Origin of the sequence: Pseudocitrobacter faecalis (genome assembly GCF_965231525.1) — a bacterium.
In the GTDB taxonomy this organism is placed as follows: domain Bacteria; phylum Pseudomonadota; class Gammaproteobacteria; order Enterobacterales; family Enterobacteriaceae; genus Pseudocitrobacter; species Pseudocitrobacter faecalis.
The window spans coordinates 62,708-81,002 of record NZ_CBDDNJ010000003.1 but is presented as its reverse complement, the minus strand read 5'-3'; the positions used below and the strand labels follow the sequence as shown (position 1 = coordinate 81,002).

Sequence of the window (18,295 nt, the reverse complement as noted above, 5' to 3'; positions counted from 1 at the left end):
CCGGGCTTTGAGAGGAATGAACCTTAGTTCATGGTAACAGCTTCGGATTTGCCACCAGAGTCATCGACCCCAACCAGAGAGATGGTCGGCATCGTTTCATAGGTGCCCTTGCTGATAGTCACTCGATCAGAGCTGATGCTCTGCAACTCACCGGCAATGGTCCATTCGTAGGACTTCATGCGGCCATCGGTATCTTCGCAGTTCGCATAAACGATCCACGACCCAACGGTCTCTCGTGAGCTCAGGCTACATGCAGGCAACTTGTTCTCTGCCACATTGATGTTCACCTCGCCCTCAGCTTCATGCCCCATTTCTGAGGTTATTTTCAGCTTGATGCTGTGCTCACCAGCGCCCAGAGTTGCTCTGCCGTAGTAACCGCTGCTTTCCAACGGCGTACCATCTACCGAGTAGACGCGAGTCGAAATACGGTCGCGTGGGTGGCCGCCAGAAATGTACGGTCGCAACAGCACATCCAGAGGCTCACGCTCGTATTTGTTCGAGCCAGAGTATTGCAGGTCGATAGCATAGGGCTCTGCCTGGCCGATCTTGAGCGGTTGCTCGATCACGGTTTCATGGCCGCGAGCATCACGGACAGTCACCTTGATGTTGTAATCGCCCGGCTCATTGATCACAAAGGACCGGACAATATCCTGCCGCTGATCCTGAATCACTGCGCCTTCCGGCAACTCCCACTCGTAGGTCGGTTCTTCCAGCTTGCCGTTGAAGGCAATTGGCCGCACTGACGCGGTGATCGTCGCAGGAGCCACGTCAGCGTTCTTCCTGACCTGCATTCCGAAGCTCGGCCATACATACTGCCACACGCGGGAGCGTAGGCTATGCGAGGCTTCTGCACCCTGATCTCGGTATCCTTCGATCCAGGTGGTGTACTTCGTTTCTACAGTAGCCTGGTTGAGGTCAGTGTCCGAAGGCACGTACTCAGCAGTATCACCCTGCACAATTGAGCCATCAGGCAGCGTGAAGAACCCGTTCAGCTTCACGTCCATCCCACGGTAAGGCAGGCTGGTTTCGGCTTTGAACACATACTTCTTACCGGTCTCAATGACTCGCGGCCCTGTCACGTAAGGACGGGGGGCCTTCACTGCTCGGAAGTCAACTGCCGTTTTCGCAACTTCATAGGCATAGCCGTCATCAGCCGGTGCAGTGGCAGAGCGCACACGAGCCCACAGGCGGTATCGGGTTTCTTCATCGCTCGAAAGCGTGATGCTATCCCCTGTCTGCGCGTAGGTTTTGCCACCGTCAGTAGACCACTCAACAATGGCATTGCCACCGGAGATTGGCTCATCGTTCAACGTCAGGTTCGCTGTGTACTTGCCTTCACTTCCGACAAACAACGTGGTCGGGCCGATAACAGCAATATCAGGTTTGTCGTAAGCGACAACACTGACCGCTTCGGTGTACTTTTCCGCACCTGAGTTGACGTTCACCACCTTGGCCCGAACCTGGTACTCCCCCTTGTCGAAGGTCTTCACAAGCTGATACTTGTATCGATCTTCTGGGATGAACTGCTCCCAGGTTTTACCGTCGTCCTTACTGGTTTCCCACACAACCTGGCCGGTAGCCCGGAGATCCTGACGGTCGTCCAAAGATAGCTTGAACACAGCAGTGAACGGAGCTTCACCAGACAACTTGCGAGCCTCCACGCCAGCACCGATGGCACCACCACGAAGCACTGTCAAGAAGGCAGGTCTGATAGACAACTCTGTGCGGTTGTAACCCTCAACAGGGCTTTCCAGAACAGCCTCAGCAGCGATACGGACGGAGGAAGTATCCACACCAGACAGGTCTACTGAGAACTGAGCTTCACCGTTCGATGCTTCCGCATAATCAGTGAGCGCAACCGTCTCGTTGTAGGCCTTTTGCTGGATCAGGCGTACTTTCCACACCCCCATCGTGTTAGCGTCATAGTCACCATCAGGTTTGTACTGATCACGGATGAGAACCCTAACCGGCAATGCCTGGGTGTCAATCGCGGTATCACCTTTAACTTCAACGATAGGACGGATACTGTCAGAAGGTGCAGAGATAGCCCGGTAGACAACCTCAGTCTTCACATCAGGCACCTTGTTGTAGGCCGCGTTCACCTTGTAGGTGGTCTCCTCCCACAACGCTCGCTCATCGGTATTGATGCGGCGATACACCTTATTGGTGGCACCCCATCCCGGAGTGAAGGTCTCAGACTCAAGAACATCAGAGTTGCGCGATATGGCAATATCCAGATCAGCTCGTTCAGAGTTGATAATGGCATCACCCAGGTAGTTACCTGTCATCGGCACCAAGTAGATGTTGTCTTTGAAGTTGTAGTCGGAGGCTAGTTCAACGGTCGGAGCTGGTGGGTCAACCGCTTCGACATTGAAAGTCTCGTCGTTCAACGTCACCCGAGTGCCGTTACGGGTGAAAATACTTACCCGCCACCCCAGAGGGTGATCACCGTTCTCGGCCAGGGAACCTGACAACGAAGGAGATTCCGATAACGGGTCTTGGACCAGTCCATCGGGGATCTGCTGCCACTCGAACAGACAGGTGCGGCTTGCACTGCCAACAGCTTTGTTCGCGGCCTCGTTTTTCGCACGGTCAGCACTGAGAGTGATTGAACAATCAGGACCTTTGCTCTGCTTGAAGTTCACATCAAAGTCTTCAATGACGCGATTCACCTGAGCAATGTCATCAATCGGGGTGTAACCAACAGAGCCATAGGCAGTAGTTACCGTCAGGTTCTGAGAGCCAGACCCAACTTTTACCTTGGAACCGTCACCACTGAACAGGTACAGGCTGTATTCGACAGGTTGTTCACCAATGCTCACAGCCTGCCCCACCAGCCCGGCAACTTTCATCCCGTTGTTGTCCTGCGTAGTTTGTTCAGCCTCATCCGGAGTTCTGTCCCATTGGAGCAAACACACCGGGTCACGAATTGGGTCTGCGGCCATAGCCACATCCTCTTTCGTGGTGAACCGGCAAGGCACACCCGACTCTGGCAGGGCATAGATTTTCACCGGGTCAATAACCTGGCGAATTGTCCATGATTCAGCCGAGAGCTTGGCCGTCCCTTTCCAGGTATTGATGTCCACAACCAAGATGGGTGAGTTCGGCGCGGAGGTCATGACAAGAAGACTGGAAGAGCCGACCACATCAGGAACAGCCGGTTTAACCGGAATGCTCAAACGACCACCTGACGCACCGAAATCATGTTGGCTCATGATCCCCATTGTCTGGCCCGGCTCGATACGCACCCCATTCACCACCAGCGGCACTTTCGCATCAGAACGGAGGGTCGCAAACACGTCGTATGAACCTGTCACGACAGCACCATCACTGAGCGTCAGCGGCTTGGTCTCGATGATCCGCTTGCCATCTGCATGAACAAATTCATGAGTGACAGCGGGGACCATAACCTTGCCATCCATCCCATCCGCCAGCATCACCTGACGCGGTTTGTACTCGAAGCCAACCGCCTTTTGAACCGCGTTGCCTTGTGCGTCCTCACCGGAAACAGTCAGCGTGTAAGATTCCCCTTCCTTCAAAGACGGGAACATTACCGGGTACTCAAGGCGGAATCGACCTTTCGACTCCTCACGCCAAGACAACTGCACCTTGTCATCGGCTGGGCCTCCGACGAGGGCAATAGAGGTCAGCTTAGGACTCGGGTCGGCAGTATCAGTCAAGGTGATTACAACATCATCCAAAGACTGGATTGGTGCTCCATCACTGATCGATACGGTTAGTGTCGGCGCTGAATTATCTATGCTCATAGCATATTGGGAGCCAGTGAATACCTGCTTAACCTCATTACCGAAAGCATCTTTAGCTACGAGAGATATGCCGGTATATGTGCCCTCTGACAGATTCTCAGCAGAAAATGTGAAAAACCAATCATTTGTGCTACTACGAAGAACTTCAGTACGAGACAACGGACGTTCTTCGCCAGTCGAGGTTATCGCAGACGCACTTGAGTTGTTAGAAATAACCCACTGGTTAACACCCCAACCGTCAAATGAATCAGGCTCACGGAAATGAGCTTTAAAAATCCGCCCATTTCGTTCTAACCCAGCAATTTCAGGAGGGTTAAGGTCATAGCAGAACGTTGCCCCAATCCGATCAGACGGAAGTTCAGGCTTCCCTTCCGGTCGAGACCAATATCCAGGCCATGAACATGAGCGCCCACTGAACGATATATCCGTATCCACTTCTGCATAAGAAGCATTTGCCGGAATTTTAGTAGTAGGCAACCAAGATCCCCATAACTCCTGAGCGTAAGGTCTCGGCTCAACATGAAATCTCAGTTTTTTATAATGGTTAACTGAGCTCATATTAATGGTTTCACCGCGGACCCACTGACCATCATCCCTAAGATATTCAACATACTTACCGATGGGAGCCAAGCTAACCGATGGATCAGCTTTCACACTGACGGATGTATTACCAAGAGAGTTCATAACCCAGTCGTAAATAATAAACGACTTAGTTTTTGTCCCATGTTGCTGGAATACATCAGCTTGCGTCTGCCGATAATCATATGTACCGTCTTCGGCAATGATATTGCCTTCAATACAGTTTTTATAATCACACCAGTTACCGCTTTGAGCACCGTAAGGTGAAGAAGGATAGGAGTTTGTTTTGGGTATCCGGTAGAGCACCCTGTAGGTATCGGAATAAATGGTCATTCCGTTCTGATAAGGCGCAAAACCTGATAGGGCCTGACCATTAACCTTAAAAGTTGAGGCCTGCGGGTTCTTAGGGTCATACACTGCTACTGGCTCAGGATTCTCTCCAGACTTTGCACCTACTGAATCCCAAGCAATAGGATAGGCTATTGACCCTTTGTTCCCTGCTTTATCCAGGGCCTCGAAATGAAGCGTATATAGATCCTCCCCATTAGGGAACACAGTGCTCCAGTTCAACAACTGGCCTTGGCCGTTGGCGTAATTAACCGAGACAACAGGACTCCTCTTGCCTTTGCTATCTACAGCATACGCCTGTATAGAGGAAACCGAAGAACCGGCATCAGATGCAGACACATCTATACCTGAAAATCGGTTAGGACCTCGCAGTAGCGTTCCATCAGAAAGCGCCCGGTTCCATTCCCCTTTTACTGTCACGTTTGCCAAACTTGGCGCTGTCGTATCGACTTGAAGCGGGTATTCATCAGTCTGAACGGAACTTCCGTCTGACGCCAGTATTTCGGCCCTTAGTTTGTAGACTCCCTCGGAAGGAGCCGGTAGTTGAAGTTCCGCACCATAGTAGGATTTTCCACCCACTGTGATGCGATCAGTAGCCCCAAGAAGGTGGCTGGTCGCTGTCGAAACCACTGTTCCATCCGACCGAATCACCGAAATCTTTACCTTTCGGTCGATACCGGCACTCAAGGCAAACGAGATATTGCCCGTTGGGTTGGCATAGTTGGCATTCGGAGTCAGAGACCGTTGCGTACCATCTGGAGCCTTAAAGGTGTATTCCAGCAGCTCTGCATGAGCAGCACCAGCGGTAAGAACCGCCAGAGCCCCAAGCATCGCCGGAATTTTAGGCTTGAAATTGATCATCGCATTCTCCATTCGTTTTGAGTTACAAGAACCCAATGCTGGAGGTTACGGGAGGGAGTGCATAAACATGGGCTGTGGAAGTGCCCTTTTTGAGCAAATAAGGAAATAGTTGGAATTTGTTATGACTGGACTTTTTGCCAAAAAATAAGGGCAGCTTTTAGGCTGCCCCTATCACCCGTTGATTAACGGCAAGGTGTCTTTTACACCCCCAGGCCATTGCTGAGTTGCACAACAGCCGGGATGACCTTCTCTGCATGTTCCAGAGTAGCAGACATGATGGATTCCACTACGGTCGGGGAGTTGTACAGGCCCATACCGCCACCGATACCCATAGCGAAAGCCATGAGGCTCTGGCGAGCGATACCACCAACAACACCGACCAGGATCATCGCACCCGCAACGATTCGACCCAAAGTACCTTGGGTCCAATCCTTGAGAGTTACCCATACGTCGTCAAACGCTGTACCACCAGTACCAGCGTGGGCCTGATCCGGCACGAGCAGGAAGGCTACCACCATCAACCCCAGGAAGAGGAAGAGTGCGTTGTTTTTACTTGAGGCATTCGCCAACTGATTTGCGTTCATCAAGAACATCTCCTATTTGGTTGTTTCAGACTTCGGTTCGTGTTGTACCGTTTGCAGCGGTCTCAAAACTGGCTCACTTTGCGGTGTGCCATCCCCAATCACCCACCTGCGCGGTTCGATTTCGGTATAGACATACCCTGTCACGATGAGATCACCATTGGTGTCCTCCCAGGGAGCTACCCAAATCCGCATAACCTGTGCTGGTGTACGAATTGGAATCGGGCGATCCGGAAGACGCGGTGCGACATAGTTGTCAATCACCGGGTCTCCGGAGCTAGATGAGTTCGCTGAAACGTTTGAGGAACCTTCGCCATCCGCTTCCGCTTTGGCCTCGACTTCCTCTGGTTTCATTGGGCGCGGGACATTTCCGTCATTGGTTGCGGCGTAAACGTCTCGCGCTGACATACACTGAACACCATTCGGCATTCCCGGACAGCTATACTCATCCTTGCCGATGTTGAACGTCGAACAGCCCGACAAAATAAGTAGCGCTGCACCCACCCCCAACATCTTTGCGGATCTTACTGCCTGTTCCTTTTGAGCCTCGCCTCTGGAACTGCCCTTTCTGGTCAAAATGTTCAAATTTTTCATTTCTTGGTTCCCCCGGTGGAACGAATTTGTAGCTTGGTTCCTTTGGTCACGATGATGTCTACCTGACGGCCAGCATCGACCTCGATAACGGGGAAGATGCCTTCGGCCATGTCGATATAGAACTGAGCGATGCGATCTAGCGCCTTACTGGCCCCCTTCACTGCTGCTCCCTGCAACATCTGGTCGGAGAACACAGACTGGTACTGGGTATTTGAGCCAGGGTTAGTGCTGACGACCGGCACAGGATTGACGTCAAAGGCTTCGGAAACGCCACCAAGGAAGCCTGCCATCAAGCTCTTGGCGATGATTTGCCCCTGCTTCGATACGACGCGACCACGGACACCGGCCTTACCGTCTTCACCCACTGCATAGGAATCCAGCTTCGCTTCTATGACCCCCCCATCATCCCGAACGCACGAGAAGGTCTCGCCACGCAGGTACGCTCGCTCTGAACTGAGATCTCCATAGCCTGAAACAATCAGGAAGCACTCACGAACATCCGCACGGAAGCGGTTAGGCAAAATAGCCTCTTTCTGAATCCTGAGGGTCGAAGGGAACGGATCTCGACGAGCACCTTGAGATGTTGGTGCGTCCATACCGTTGATGAGCACCCCTGTCAGGATGGAGCCAGAAGGTAGGTAGATAGACTCATCATCCTTGTTGTCCTTCTCTTCAACTTCTGGCGCTTTCTGCGAGTAGCTCACTATTTGGATGCCTGGTTTAGTTGCATCACGACCGTCTCCCTTGCCAGTTGCAGGAGCCCCACCCTTCGAGTCAGGAAGCGGTGCGTCCCGAAAAAAGGATGCTGGATCTTTGTAGTCGAGCTTTTTCTCCATGAACTGACCATCACCACCAGATGCACCATTAACATCGGCTCTGGCATCCTCTGATGAAGAGGATGTTTTTCCACCAGCAGCGCCGGTTTCGACTTTCTTAGCCAATTCCATGTTCTTCTGGGTCAGGCGGTCCAAATCTTGACGAAGGCGGGTCATCTCACGGCCAACATCACTGGATTTCCCGGCAGTGGTTTTGGTTTCCTCCAGCTCTTTCTTGACTCGTTCCAGCTCCTTTTTCAGGTCGGAGTTTTCACGAGACACCATCTTCACATCGGCAGACAACGAATCTATCCCGATCTCACGGGTGTTTTTGTCTGTGAGAACGTGCTTGATGGTTTCTTGGCGACCGCGCTTCTCTTCTTTCTTGGGTTCACCAGAGAACATTGTCACGACCGCAAAAAGAACGAAGACGCCGCCAGCGATAGACACCCAACGCTTCTTGTTGGGGTCTAACTGTGTCCAAAATCGCTTAATCATTGGGCACCTCCCAGCAGCGATGGACGCTTAGACGTTGGTGCGAGACCACGCTTCTGCTTCTTCGCCACATAGATCTCCGTCTTCTGGCCGGGCTCAAGCACGTTAAGCGGCCACGTAGTCACCGCAGCCACATCCCAGCTCCCACACAACGCCTCTTTGAACTCAATAGGCTGATCAGAGACGTTCAGGGCGACACCGATGAACACGTTAAGGTGGTGGCCCATCATGTATTGCCCCTTGCTAAAATCCACCTTTACCCCAGGATGAGCGCAGCTCGGCACCGCAGCACCAGCAGGGATGCGGTTCAACGTGTAACCTTGAGGGACTTCACCAAGAGCAATCTTTCGGAATACTGACCGGATGGTTTCGACATAAGGCTGGCTCTGTTCCCAGGTCTCAGCCTTGGTATTGGCAAAAGCACCAGTGATACCTACACCACCATCGAGCTTGAGAAAGACTTCTCTGGGCGGAATACGACGGGGAACCATCGTCAGGCTGAGAGCTTGGGCTTCCGAGCCTTTTTCAGTAATGAACATAGTCACCGGATACTGCTTATCCGTGGCGACATAGACCACATTCTCTTTGATGCAGACCTCACCACACTGGCCGTTATCCGTCGCCCCGGTCAGAGATGTTGAAACGATCTCAGGATTGCTGAAAGGCGTGACGATTCGGTTCGGATGACCAACGGCTATCGGGATGATCTGGTTAACCCCCGGCTTCATCGTCAGTAAGGGGTTTTCATTCATGCTGCCCACAACCTCATGGGAGCTTTGTCCTGACGTCACAGGGGCAGGAACATCCTTTTTCATAACACTGGCCGGGACAACAGGAATGTCATCCGAGGCATAGGCCATTGAAGTTCCAAGCGCCAAGGACAGCGCCAGGAGCGAAAGTTTAGCGTTGTTCTTCATGCTTTCTCCGGTTTTCTTCTTTGCGCTGGAGTTGCTCCAAAACAGTTTTGGTGCGTGGCTTTCCTACATAGGTGTCGATGTAGTCCAGCACGGGCGCGTAGTTTGAAATCTTGATGGCGAACTCGTAGGAGCGTTCGCTACGCTCTTCGTTAGAAGAAGCCCCTTTGACGTAGGAATATCCGTAGACAAACACCTTGTCGCTCTTGGGCTCGTACTCAACAAAACGCGGCTCAAACCGCATGGTTACGCGGTCGTTCTTGATCTGTTGAGCTTGAATTTCGATGGCATCAATCACGTCCTGATAGATGCTCGGGGAGAGAAGCGGGGTGATCCGTTCTTTCACAAAGTCAACGGTTCCTGGCGTCACATTGCCAAGGAGCTGAGCAAAAGCGAAACCCCAAGCCTCTTTATAGGACTGAGAGGCGTTATTTTTCGTCACCCAGGCTTCTTCCGTGAGCGTGAAAGGCTGGATAGTGACGATGGTTTCCTTGCTGAATACTTGGACCACCAGCAGGAAAACGATAGCAATAAGACCACCCTGGAAGATTCGTCCCCACTTATTTTCTGTTTGGGTCCCTTCCCAGGTCTTGAGATACTTTTTCAGGTTCAAGGCAAATACCTCCGGACAAACGGATTCTTGAGAGATTTGGCCTTGGTCATGATGAACCCGGCCCAGTAGATCATGTGGAGCAGGTATCCATCCGGATGGTTATCCCTGAATCGGCGATAAAGGTTGGTTACAAGTAACCCCCCCAGAAAGCAGATCAGGGCCTTACCGATGATGACCCCTATCGTTAGCCCCAAAAGCATCGGGGCCAACTCATCTGCGCTCCACAACAGCAGATGCGGGGGCTCATCGACCCGGCGCGGTATCTTTACAGGCTTCATAGCAACCCTCTTCTTTTCCTAGTGGCCTGTATTCTCATTCAGGGTCACTGATTTTCTGCCACGGCTTCGCGCCCTTTTCGGGCACTTCCAGCGACAAATAAAAAAAGGCGGCCTAAGCCGCCTTTTTTGCGTTTACTGGATCGGTTATTGATTTTGAGGAACCGCTTCCGAATGTTTTTCCGAAGCCGCAACGCTAACTTCATTGGCTGGTCGGGCCACCCCCAGAGTTTTCACTTCCTTGTTAGCATTGGCTTTAAACTTGAACATCAGACTGTACGCCGCCAGCAGGAAGAAGCTGAGAATGCCCCAGTAGGTCTGAACCGTGCCCAGAGCCTTGGCCGGGTCACTTGCAGCTCTGTTGGCCGTATCAGCAGCCAACTTAACCCACTGACTCCAGTCAAAACCTGCCGCAAAAGCAGACAGCCAAAACGCGACGGCCACTGGAACGATGAAGATGCACATCAGCACCGCGTTCATCAAAAACCAGAAAAATTGTTTATTAAGGTTCACACTTCCTCCCATTAACCTAGAAAATTGAATGCGTGTTCCAGGTTCATCCCTGCAACAACACCTATAACGAACATCACCTGCCAGACAAGGAACTGCCAGGAGATGAATGAACCAGATGAGCTTTCGCTTTCTCTGACGTGAGCTTGTGCGGACATAGACCCTCCAAATAACTTGTCGTCATCACGGAGTAATCGTCTCTTAATTGATCAATCTAGGAACAGTGCTGTTACGGCCCATTTTGGGCACTTTATGGAGGTTTATTCGAGGAGATGATAAGAGCGGGAGGCGAAAAACTTTCACATGTGAAAGTTCAAAGCGGCCAATGGCCGCTTGTTTCACACTGTTCTATTGTAACGGAGTTCTCGATAAGCATCCCATGCTTGCTCTGATGAGACACCTCGACAACCAACATCTGTGGCGCACTCAAGGTCCATCTTGTACTGCTTAACCTTCTGGTCTGCTGTATCGCCCCAGCTCATGGCTGATGGGTACTTGGAAACACTAAACACATTTTCAAGTTCAGCCTGATAGTCGTCGTTTTGTAACAGAGGTTCGGTTTCACCATCATCCCAGCGAATGTAAGCCTTACCCTGGAGAGCCTTCAAATGCAAAGGCACCAGTAAGGTGGAAATCACTTCGTCAGCCCTGATGTCTTTGTAAGCACACCAGTGAGGTTTAACGGTGATCACACCATTTACCAAAACGATGTCACACGCCAGTGTCGCTTCAACATTATCGTTAACATCCTGCCGAGCGTAGATCTCCACGAAACCAACCTGCTCTGGAACAACCTTGTCGATGAAGCTCCAAAAGCTGGGGTACGACGTTCCATCGCTGAGCGTCAACTGACCGTCATGCTCTTTCAGCATACGGTTCAGTTGTGCAGTGAAGAACTCTGCCGACACTTTTCTTGCCAATGGTTCCATATCACTCAGTCGTAGAGTGGCTCCTGCACCCCCCTCATACACCTCTCCAAAAAAGAAATCTCTCTTACGCATTAGACTTTGCCTCCTTTAATCGCTTGCTGGGTCAGCTTGATCCAGTTCAACGGGTTTTCACAGTCAACATGGTTGCCAGCGGCACCAACTACCGTTTTGTATGCCTCCGAGCCTGCCGCTGTGTGTACTGCCAGCATAAACGAAAACATAGGGTCATTTTGCATGGTGCCAATCATCATTGCACTGGAAGTGTCTTTGAGCTGGCAGTTTTCAACCCGCAGATTGAGTACATCTTTTGCCACCATCTTACAGTCGGGACACACCTTCTCAAGGTTCTTGAGCTTTGCGTCGTCATTGAGCACATCAGGAGCCGCGATGGCAGTACCGGCCATACACAGCCCCAGTGCCAGCAGTTTGAGTTTATTGGTTACTTTCATGGTTCCTCTCTATATCGTTCCAATTTCGTTTCGGTAAAAGAACAGTGGCCCAGTGACTGTTCTGAGTTCCGGCGTTACTTGCTTTACTCTTGAGCAAATATGCTGCTTGAAAAAGTTGTGGTATCCGTACAAAGCTGGGCGTGTAAAAACGGAATAGATAATGAGGGTGATGGCCGCACCAGCGGCCCACCCGATCACGTCCGGAGAGATAAGTCCTGGCACGTCTGAGATACGTTCTGGTTCAACCAAGCGGCACACCACCAGCACCCAGAACCACATTACCGGCATCACAAAGATCATCTTTCCGACGCAAGCAATGAGCACCTTCACCAAATTCAAGCTCTGCGCCCAGTAAAGCCACAACGCAGACAAGGATTGGCGACGTATCACCTGGTAGACGTTCAATGGGATGTCGCACAGATGCACCCCATCTTGATTTATAACGGAGTAGCTCATCCTCCCTCCCTATACCCGTTTCTGGAGGTTGCCGAACGTCAGGCCAACCAGGACACAGCACGTCATCATTGTCATCGGGATGACAACCGGATCGAGCGCTATGGGGATGAAGAACGCGATGAACAATCCGGCCATCAGGTACATCGTTCCGCGAACGCTATAACGATGGAGAACCGGACTCGCATAATCGAAGTTGGTCCGCTTAATTCGCCATGTCATCATCCCGTCATATACCGCAGGTACGAACAGGATCAGCATATAGGGAGCCCACGCGGCTAACAGCGCCAACCGTGTGTAGAACTGGTAAATGACGTTGACAAAGGCTTCCATGCGGCCTTTGACCCACACAAACCAGCCCTTGCCCATATCCTGCATCCCCTTGGACTTCTGGCGCTCCTCTTCTGATGGGATCAGCGTTTGGTACATCCCCTCATAGAAGCCTGAATCAATAACGCTCGACCTGAACCAGGTAGATGCTTTGTTCTGTATCCAGTCTCTTGCTTCGACACCAAGACTCTGTTCCACCAGCACGGATTCCCTTTTGATGGCTCTGTCTGTCCAGTCGCCAGGGATCAGCAGCAATATTGCCAGCAACTCAATAACCAGCAGCCATGCGACCAGCAACCACGGCTTCTTCATAGTCGGTTCTCCTTAAAACAGTTTTCACGCTCTCACAGGTGATGAGCTCATACAGCAAGCCACGCAAAGAGGTCTCATCCTCATGGGGCTGCGGGTTAATGGATAGTTCTCCTGGATGGGAAGAAAGCCACAGTGAGAACGACTCTCCTGAATCGACAGACCATGAATCACCGCCACTATCGACAATTTGCACTTCCAACGCCCGGCAGGTTTCGGTGATCAGGGTTTCCAGAAATGCCCCAATTCTGGCCGGGTCTTCATATTTCTCTCTCTGCTCATGAAACACGAGCTGGCTGTAGCGATGCAGAGCTTCTTCAATGATCGGGTAAATCACAGGCTCCTGATTAGCCTTAATCCCGTCTGTGATGTAGCAGCTCAGCTTCTCGATGATGGCCTCCGATGCAGGCCAGTCGAATTGGAGGATGCTCAGGATGTGAGCGTTCTTGCGGCCACGACTTTTCAATTCATTCATAACCCTGTCGAAAGGGTTCACATCGACCATGATGGCTACCTCGTAATCTCTATACTTCTTGTCACACATAGCTCTGCTCTTACTGGGTCAATATGGGCAGACGGCCTTTTACGATTGTTCCGCCTGAAATTTTGGCTATGTATTCCAGGTTCGGAAGCATTCCCAATAACTGGGCTGGGAACAGATCAGCTTCCTCCTCCATCAAACGCTCGCCTTGGTTGCCTCCGTGCATAATGGGCTCCTTGCCATCCGAGTTCTGGCCTTGAGTCCGCATGACGTACTTGAGCCGGGTCTTCGGCAGGTTATCCGCGATATACTCCTGGGTTTCACCATCGACGATACGCAGAGCAAACGTGTTGTTGATGTTCCCCAACACCTGGAGCGCTTTGTCTTTGCTACCCAGTCGAGCTGCGAAGTCAGCAAAAGTCTGAGTTGCAACGAAAAGACGAAGTTTCGCACCGCGACCTTTGTTCAGGAGCTGGATGAACGGGTCGTTGATCACCTCGGCAGCCTCATCAACAAAGATATTTACGGGTCTGTTGTTGACGCCGTAGTTGTATCTGTCACCGGCAACCGCTGTCAGGTCTGACAGGAAGATGGACCCCATAGCACTACCAACCATGTTGTCGGTCAGGGAGTCGAGCCCCAGATAAGCAACTTGAGCGTTGTTGATGATTTTTGCGGAATCGGTGATCTGGCGTTCGTCGCTCAGATCAGATGAGTCTGGAGACAGCAGAGGGCCTAGCTCCCCGGACGTCAGCATATTCATGATCGGCAGGAGGTTCGCCACCATCTTGGAGAAGTGGGTTTGGTCGTGCTGGAACATCGACAGCAAGCCTTCCAGGTCAGAGTTCGGGTGCTCAGGTTGGATGATGTCGTAGTAGAACTTCATCAACGCGAAAGCGATCTTCTCACGCGAACCGTTTTTGGCTTTTTCCAAGTAAGCCGCTGCTTCTGCCTCCCAGTCGGGCATAACTCGCTCTGAGTAAGCCTGAACGGCCTTGATGACCAAGCCAGCAGCGCCACCTTCAAGGAATCGGCGGAGCTTTGTCAGGTTGGGACGATCATGAGTGATGACCAAGCCCTGAGCGATGTTGTTCAGTGCCTGCCATCCAAATGATTTGAACGGGTCGGCCCCTGCTTCGGACGGGATCAACGCTGCCAAACGACTTGCGATTTCAGTCACGCGGGTGAAGTTACGCAGAGGGTCGATACGCACCGACTCTTCCGGGAATGCTGGATGAAATGAGACGAATCTTTCCGGCTGCCCCATAGCTTCACAGGCACGTCGGGCATTGTCCCGCATCTCCTTATCCCCTTTCGGGTCTATGATGATCACGGCTTCCCCACGCAGAATGGCCTGTGAAATCAGGATGTCGAACATACGGGTCTTGCCCGAGCCGGTGGTCCCAACGATCAGCGAATGCCCCTCAGTGTGCTTGAGTGGCTGCATCAGCTTCTCTTCTTTGGGCTCTACCCCGTGAATCCAGGGCTGGCCGATTGGCAGCTCCTTTTTCTTACCCTGTATCTTCCGGACAACCTTTTTGACCGTGGACTCTCTCCCTACGATGGAAGTCCAGTCGCGTTTCAGGATCTCAAACACGCGCTGGGCATGGCGGTTTTCCCACAGGAACCCACTACCAAGCCACATATCGTCCGGCGTGTCCTTGATGTACTTTTGGAGCTCCGCAATGGAAATAAACTCCAGATCACGCCCCTTCAAATGCTTTTGGAGCAGGTGAAGTTTGATAGCCTTGGGCAAACGAGCCATCGCCATCACGCCACAGATCCCCGTCATCCAATAGAATGGCTCCGGCGGCATCGTGCTGACTTGCTCTACGGCCAAAGCCGCGCCGGAGGCGGCAAGCCAGCCTGCTACAGCATTTTTTTCATAGTTGGGCCGCCACGGCATCTCGTAGGCGAGCGGGTCATAACTCATTGTCATGTTTCATTTACCTCTAAATACAATTTTCCCTGACGTTTCTTGAGCAAAGGGCGTCTCTGTGCCCGGCTCAGCATCCCGCAGAGGATGTGTTTGCTGATGCCGATGTTTTCACCGGCAATCATGTCGAAGGCTTTGTCACTGGTTACTAAGCAGCCATCCTCTTCCAGGACAGGTGTCACGAGCCATCGGCCCGAGCGTTTTTGGATCATGTCCTTGAGCATCTGGAGTGCTTTCTGAGGCGTAACACCAGACGGCAAGAAATCTTCCGCGTTGATGTCTTTCGGGTTTGTTTTCGCCTTAGGCGGCTCAAACTCCCTAACCTCTGGATCTTCCCTTTCTCGCACCTCGACGTGTCCCAATTCCTTCTCACGCTCAACTTTGGGCTCAGGAGCCACCGGTTGAGCCTCCCGCTTAGGAAGGCGAGCCACGTTCTGTTTTTCTTGGACCGGCTTGCGCTGTTGCTCTTCAACCGGAGAAGTAACATCGACCTTCTTCTCCTTCGGCTGTGGCTGGGAGTCCTTACCTTTCGCCTTTTGTTCAGGCGAGGCTTTACCGGCATTAACCTCAGGCTTCTGCTGCTGCGCCTTTTTTCGGCTTTGTTGTTTCGGTGCAGACTTATTTTTGCTTGCATCCAAGCCAGGGGGAGAGACGAGCTCAAAGGCATCCTGGTATCCACCCATTGACGCCTCGGCATCCTTAATGGCCGCCACGACTGCATCTGAAAGCTGCTCCGCCAGTACAATTGCCTTCACTCCGCTGAAATCACGAACTTTGCGACCTGGCATAATCGGGTCCGGAACAATCGCGTTGGCGTGGGACAGCTTCGAGAGAACCTCTGACGGCGCACCCAGCGACCGAGCGCCATCCGGGTACAAAATGACGGCTTGCCCCTTCATCAGGCATAGGACTTCGCCCAGCGTCGTTTTACCTTCCAAAACAGGCATGATCGCTTGTTCAAGCAACGCCGATGCTTCCCCGTATCCAGACAACATCTCAACGAGCAAGGTCTTTGCGTCCTTCTCATGCTGATTAACGTTGTCCGTATGCGGCATTTCTGGCGTGTGCGTTGGTTGTTCTGGTGCGTCAGTCAGCATAGGGAGCGGCTCAATCGCCCATGATGGCGGTTCATCAGAACCACCGAACATTGGAAAGTCATCGCCCTGCAGGGAGTTTTGTTCTTGTGGAACGAAGTCCTGTTTTGGCTGCTCCTCTTGCTTTCCGGGCATTGCCACATCTGGGATTTCTGAGTTTGTTGCGTCAGTGCTGGTTGTCTCTGCCGATGCGTTGAATGCGTCAAACGGGAAGTCGATGTCCCCCAGTCCACCCCCAACATCCTTGAGTGCTTGTAACGGATTGTCGTTTGCCAAAGGTGGTGCGTTTTTGGCAATGTCCTGAGGGGACAGATCCTCTTTTGCCTCTGGTTTATGGGGTTGTTTCTCCGTATCACTCTTCGGTTTTGCTTTGCCCGGTTTGCTCTGCGGCTTACCCTTCTTGCCAGCGTCAGGCTTAGATGATTCCGTTGGTCCCGCATCTTTTTGCTCTGGCTTCTCCTCGACAGCATCGGAGGTGCTTTTCAGCATCTCCATCGCATCACCAAAGCCAAGGCCAGCTAGAGCTTTCTCTGCTTCCTGCTCTGCGGCCAACATGTCATCGTTCAGAGCTGCTTCACCTTCCTCTTGGTCGTCACCGTCATCGGCTTCCTCAGGATCAACGAACTCAATCTCAGCGTCCTCAACATCACCAACAACTTCCGCAGCAACAGCCGCAGGAGGCTCAGTCGTAAACACCAGGTCGTTTGATTCGAGTCGGAGCATCAAGATCTTCACCGAACCCGCCGCCTCCTGGAGCATCTCAGGCAAAACTTCCCAGTAGCGGTAGTACGCACGTTCACCCTTCTCCTGCACCGTGTTTGGTACAGCAAAACCACGTTCGATGAGAATGTCGGCCAGTGTGTCAGGGTCTCGTGGGATACCGGGGATCTTGTCGTGGCTGATCAAGTCATAAAGGTCCCCAAGCTGTTTCCAGGCAATGAATACACCTTGGTTGAGGTGCCAGACTTTCGCGCCTGGCTCATTGACCTTCCATTTTCCGGTTTTAACCAGGCGGCGGATGGCATCGAACACGTAACGCTCGACGGGCACACCATAGGAGAACTCGTCCACATCGAGACGACTCTGGCGAAGGTCCCGTGAGACGCTCTCTTGGTCAGCGCGAAGCATCAGCTTGGTCACAGGCTGATTGACGCTGGTTCCTGAGATAGCTTCCAGCATCGCTTCCATGATGGACGGGCCAGACTTGGACAGAAACTCCCGAGTCTCAGCCGGAATAATTCGATCCACCGCCAGCAGCGAGAATTGCTCATGTCTTTTGTGTCGCTTGTCGCGCCACCGGATAAAGTAACGGTCGATTTCGTGACGGTGTGCCCAGTCATGAAGTGACTCCGAATACGGGTTCCATGTGATTGACCCGTCTTTGTCCGTAATGGACACATCCGAGAGCGGTTTACCCACATCATGCAGCAGCCCAGAGAAACAGCTCGCCAGTCTCCAACGCGGCTCATTGTCACGGCGTTCCCGAGGCGTCCCCTCGATGGAAAAGATAACTGACTCAGATGCCTGAGCTGCCCAGAAGGCCACTTCAAGCCCATGTCGGAACAGACCACCAGCGCCACGGTGGTGGTGTGATTCGGAAGCTGGCAACAGGTGAACAAACGCGGCATACCGCTGGATCACCGGCAAAACAAGCCGGTTGAAGTCGTCCACAGTGAAACCGAGAGAGTTCCGCACTTTCTCAATCAGTTCAGCTTGGGTTGCCAGTATCTTGTCTAGTGGGGCCACTGGCAGGCCCTTGGCAAAAGGTGGGTATCGAGGGATTTCTTCATCTTCCACGTCTTTAAGCGGCAACACTCTGGCGCTCGGCGCGGTCTCGATCACTCCACTTCGCCCACCAAATAACTTGTTAAGGGCTTTCAGCATGTAGGTTGACCATATTCCTATCGTATTTCTCGTCGCTACATGCTCTCAAAACACCTTTAGATCGCACACACGCCTATC

16 protein-coding genes are annotated in these 18,295 nt (G+C 52.2%); all 16 read right to left on the bottom strand.

Features of this window, described 5'->3' with window-relative positions; translation table 11 throughout:
- Positions 1-23: 23 nt before the first annotated feature.
- The 16 genes from ACOXYR_RS24185 to mobH all read right to left on the bottom strand — a co-directional run bounded on the left by ACOXYR_RS24185 (position 24) and on the right by mobH (position 18,217).
- The gene (locus tag ACOXYR_RS24185) at positions 24-5,555 is read right to left on the bottom strand and encodes an Ig-like domain-containing protein (protein ID WP_000606833.1); all 5,532 of its coding nucleotides are present in this window, start codon (positions 5,553-5,555) and stop codon (positions 24-26) included.
- 200 nt (positions 5,556-5,755) lie between these two features.
- A complete protein-coding gene (gene traA / locus ACOXYR_RS24180; RefSeq protein ID WP_000993344.1) occupies positions 5,756-6,139 on the bottom strand; it encodes a TraA family conjugative transfer protein in 384 nt (127 codons plus the stop codon).
- A 12-nt stretch (positions 6,140-6,151) separates the two neighbouring features.
- Positions 6,152-6,730: a type IV conjugative transfer system lipoprotein TraV gene (gene traV, locus ACOXYR_RS24175; RefSeq protein WP_000793435.1), complete on the bottom strand. Its 579-nt coding sequence runs from the start codon at positions 6,728-6,730 to the stop codon at positions 6,152-6,154.
- A complete protein-coding gene (locus tag ACOXYR_RS24170) occupies positions 6,727-8,043 on the bottom strand; it encodes a TraB/VirB10 family protein (RefSeq protein WP_000595749.1) in 1,317 nt (438 codons plus the stop codon). Before ACOXYR_RS24170 ends, traV begins: the two co-directional genes overlap by 4 nt.
- Positions 8,040-8,957: a TraK domain-containing protein gene (locus ACOXYR_RS24165; protein ID WP_000794249.1), complete on the bottom strand. Its 918-nt coding sequence runs from the start codon at positions 8,955-8,957 to the stop codon at positions 8,040-8,042. Before ACOXYR_RS24165 ends, ACOXYR_RS24170 begins: the two co-directional genes overlap by 4 nt.
- Positions 8,941-9,567 (bottom strand): TraE/TraK family type IV conjugative transfer system protein, encoded by a 627-nt coding sequence (locus ACOXYR_RS24160; RefSeq protein ID WP_001049716.1) that lies wholly within the window; start codon positions 9,565-9,567, stop codon positions 8,941-8,943. The genes ACOXYR_RS24165 and ACOXYR_RS24160 overlap by 17 nt, the downstream gene beginning before the upstream one ends.
- Positions 9,564-9,845, bottom strand: a complete 282-nt coding sequence (gene traL / locus ACOXYR_RS24155; protein ID WP_000805625.1) for a type IV conjugative transfer system protein TraL — start codon at positions 9,843-9,845, stop codon at positions 9,564-9,566. Before traL ends, ACOXYR_RS24160 begins: the two co-directional genes overlap by 4 nt.
- A gap of 144 nt (positions 9,846-9,989) precedes the next feature.
- Positions 9,990-10,355: a hypothetical protein gene (locus ACOXYR_RS24150; protein ID WP_001052531.1), complete on the bottom strand. Its 366-nt coding sequence runs from the start codon at positions 10,353-10,355 to the stop codon at positions 9,990-9,992.
- Between the two features lie 11 nt (positions 10,356-10,366).
- On the bottom strand, positions 10,367-10,510 hold the full coding sequence (locus ACOXYR_RS24145; RefSeq protein ID WP_001275801.1) for a hypothetical protein: 144 nt from the start codon (positions 10,508-10,510) through the stop codon (positions 10,367-10,369).
- A 180-nt stretch (positions 10,511-10,690) separates the two neighbouring features.
- Positions 10,691-11,353, bottom strand: a complete 663-nt coding sequence (locus tag ACOXYR_RS24140; RefSeq protein ID WP_001231463.1) for a hypothetical protein — start codon at positions 11,351-11,353, stop codon at positions 10,691-10,693.
- A complete protein-coding gene (locus ACOXYR_RS24135) occupies positions 11,353-11,730 on the bottom strand; it encodes a hypothetical protein (protein ID WP_000869261.1) in 378 nt (125 codons plus the stop codon). The genes ACOXYR_RS24140 and ACOXYR_RS24135 overlap by 1 nt, the downstream gene beginning before the upstream one ends.
- Before the next feature lie 9 nt (positions 11,731-11,739).
- The gene (locus ACOXYR_RS24130; RefSeq protein ID WP_000122506.1) at positions 11,740-12,186 is read right to left on the bottom strand and encodes a hypothetical protein; all 447 of its coding nucleotides are present in this window, start codon (positions 12,184-12,186) and stop codon (positions 11,740-11,742) included.
- A 9-nt stretch (positions 12,187-12,195) separates the two neighbouring features.
- The gene (locus ACOXYR_RS24125) at positions 12,196-12,825 is read right to left on the bottom strand and encodes an IncC plasmid conjugative DNA transfer DtrJ family protein (protein WP_000743450.1); all 630 of its coding nucleotides are present in this window, start codon (positions 12,823-12,825) and stop codon (positions 12,196-12,198) included.
- On the bottom strand, positions 12,782-13,327 hold the full coding sequence (locus ACOXYR_RS24120) for a hypothetical protein (RefSeq protein ID WP_000228720.1): 546 nt from the start codon (positions 13,325-13,327) through the stop codon (positions 12,782-12,784). The genes ACOXYR_RS24125 and ACOXYR_RS24120 overlap by 44 nt, the downstream gene beginning before the upstream one ends.
- A 49-nt stretch (positions 13,328-13,376) precedes the next feature.
- On the bottom strand, positions 13,377-15,242 hold the full coding sequence (traD, locus tag ACOXYR_RS24115) for a conjugative transfer system coupling protein TraD (protein ID WP_000178856.1): 1,866 nt from the start codon (positions 15,240-15,242) through the stop codon (positions 13,377-13,379).
- On the bottom strand, positions 15,239-18,217 hold the full coding sequence (mobH, locus tag ACOXYR_RS24110) for a MobH family relaxase (protein ID WP_001337757.1): 2,979 nt from the start codon (positions 18,215-18,217) through the stop codon (positions 15,239-15,241). Before mobH ends, traD begins: the two co-directional genes overlap by 4 nt.
- Between the last annotated feature and the right edge of the window lie 78 nt (positions 18,218-18,295).

Excerpts from the sequence above, each read along its gene's own strand:
- ACOXYR_RS24185 (WP_000606833.1), bottom strand. The coding sequence starts at position 5,555 with ATGATCAATTTCAAGCCTAAAATTCCGGCGATGCTTGGGGCTCTGGCG.
- traA (WP_000993344.1), bottom strand. The coding sequence starts at position 6,139 with ATGAACGCAAATCAGTTGGCGAATGCCTCAAGTAAAAACAACGCACTC.
- traV (WP_000793435.1), bottom strand. The coding sequence starts at position 6,730 with ATGAAAAATTTGAACATTTTGACCAGAAAGGGCAGTTCCAGAGGCGAG.
- ACOXYR_RS24170 (WP_000595749.1), bottom strand. The coding sequence starts at position 8,043 with ATGATTAAGCGATTTTGGACACAGTTAGACCCCAACAAGAAGCGTTGG.
- ACOXYR_RS24165 (WP_000794249.1), bottom strand. The coding sequence starts at position 8,957 with ATGAAGAACAACGCTAAACTTTCGCTCCTGGCGCTGTCCTTGGCGCTT.
- traL (WP_000805625.1), bottom strand. The coding sequence starts at position 9,845 with ATGAAGCCTGTAAAGATACCGCGCCGGGTCGATGAGCCCCCGCATCTG.
- ACOXYR_RS24145 (WP_001275801.1), bottom strand. The coding sequence starts at position 10,510 with ATGTCCGCACAAGCTCACGTCAGAGAAAGCGAAAGCTCATCTGGTTCA.
- ACOXYR_RS24140 (WP_001231463.1), bottom strand. The coding sequence starts at position 11,353 with ATGCGTAAGAGAGATTTCTTTTTTGGAGAGGTGTATGAGGGGGGTGCA.
- ACOXYR_RS24135 (WP_000869261.1), bottom strand. The coding sequence starts at position 11,730 with ATGAAAGTAACCAATAAACTCAAACTGCTGGCACTGGGGCTGTGTATG.
- ACOXYR_RS24130 (WP_000122506.1), bottom strand. The coding sequence starts at position 12,186 with ATGAGCTACTCCGTTATAAATCAAGATGGGGTGCATCTGTGCGACATC.
- ACOXYR_RS24125 (WP_000743450.1), bottom strand. The coding sequence starts at position 12,825 with ATGAAGAAGCCGTGGTTGCTGGTCGCATGGCTGCTGGTTATTGAGTTG.
- ACOXYR_RS24120 (WP_000228720.1), bottom strand. The coding sequence starts at position 13,327 with ATGGTCGATGTGAACCCTTTCGACAGGGTTATGAATGAATTGAAAAGT.
- traD (WP_000178856.1), bottom strand. The coding sequence starts at position 15,242 with ATGACAATGAGTTATGACCCGCTCGCCTACGAGATGCCGTGGCGGCCC.
- mobH (WP_001337757.1), bottom strand. The coding sequence starts at position 18,217 with ATGCTGAAAGCCCTTAACAAGTTATTTGGTGGGCGAAGTGGAGTGATC.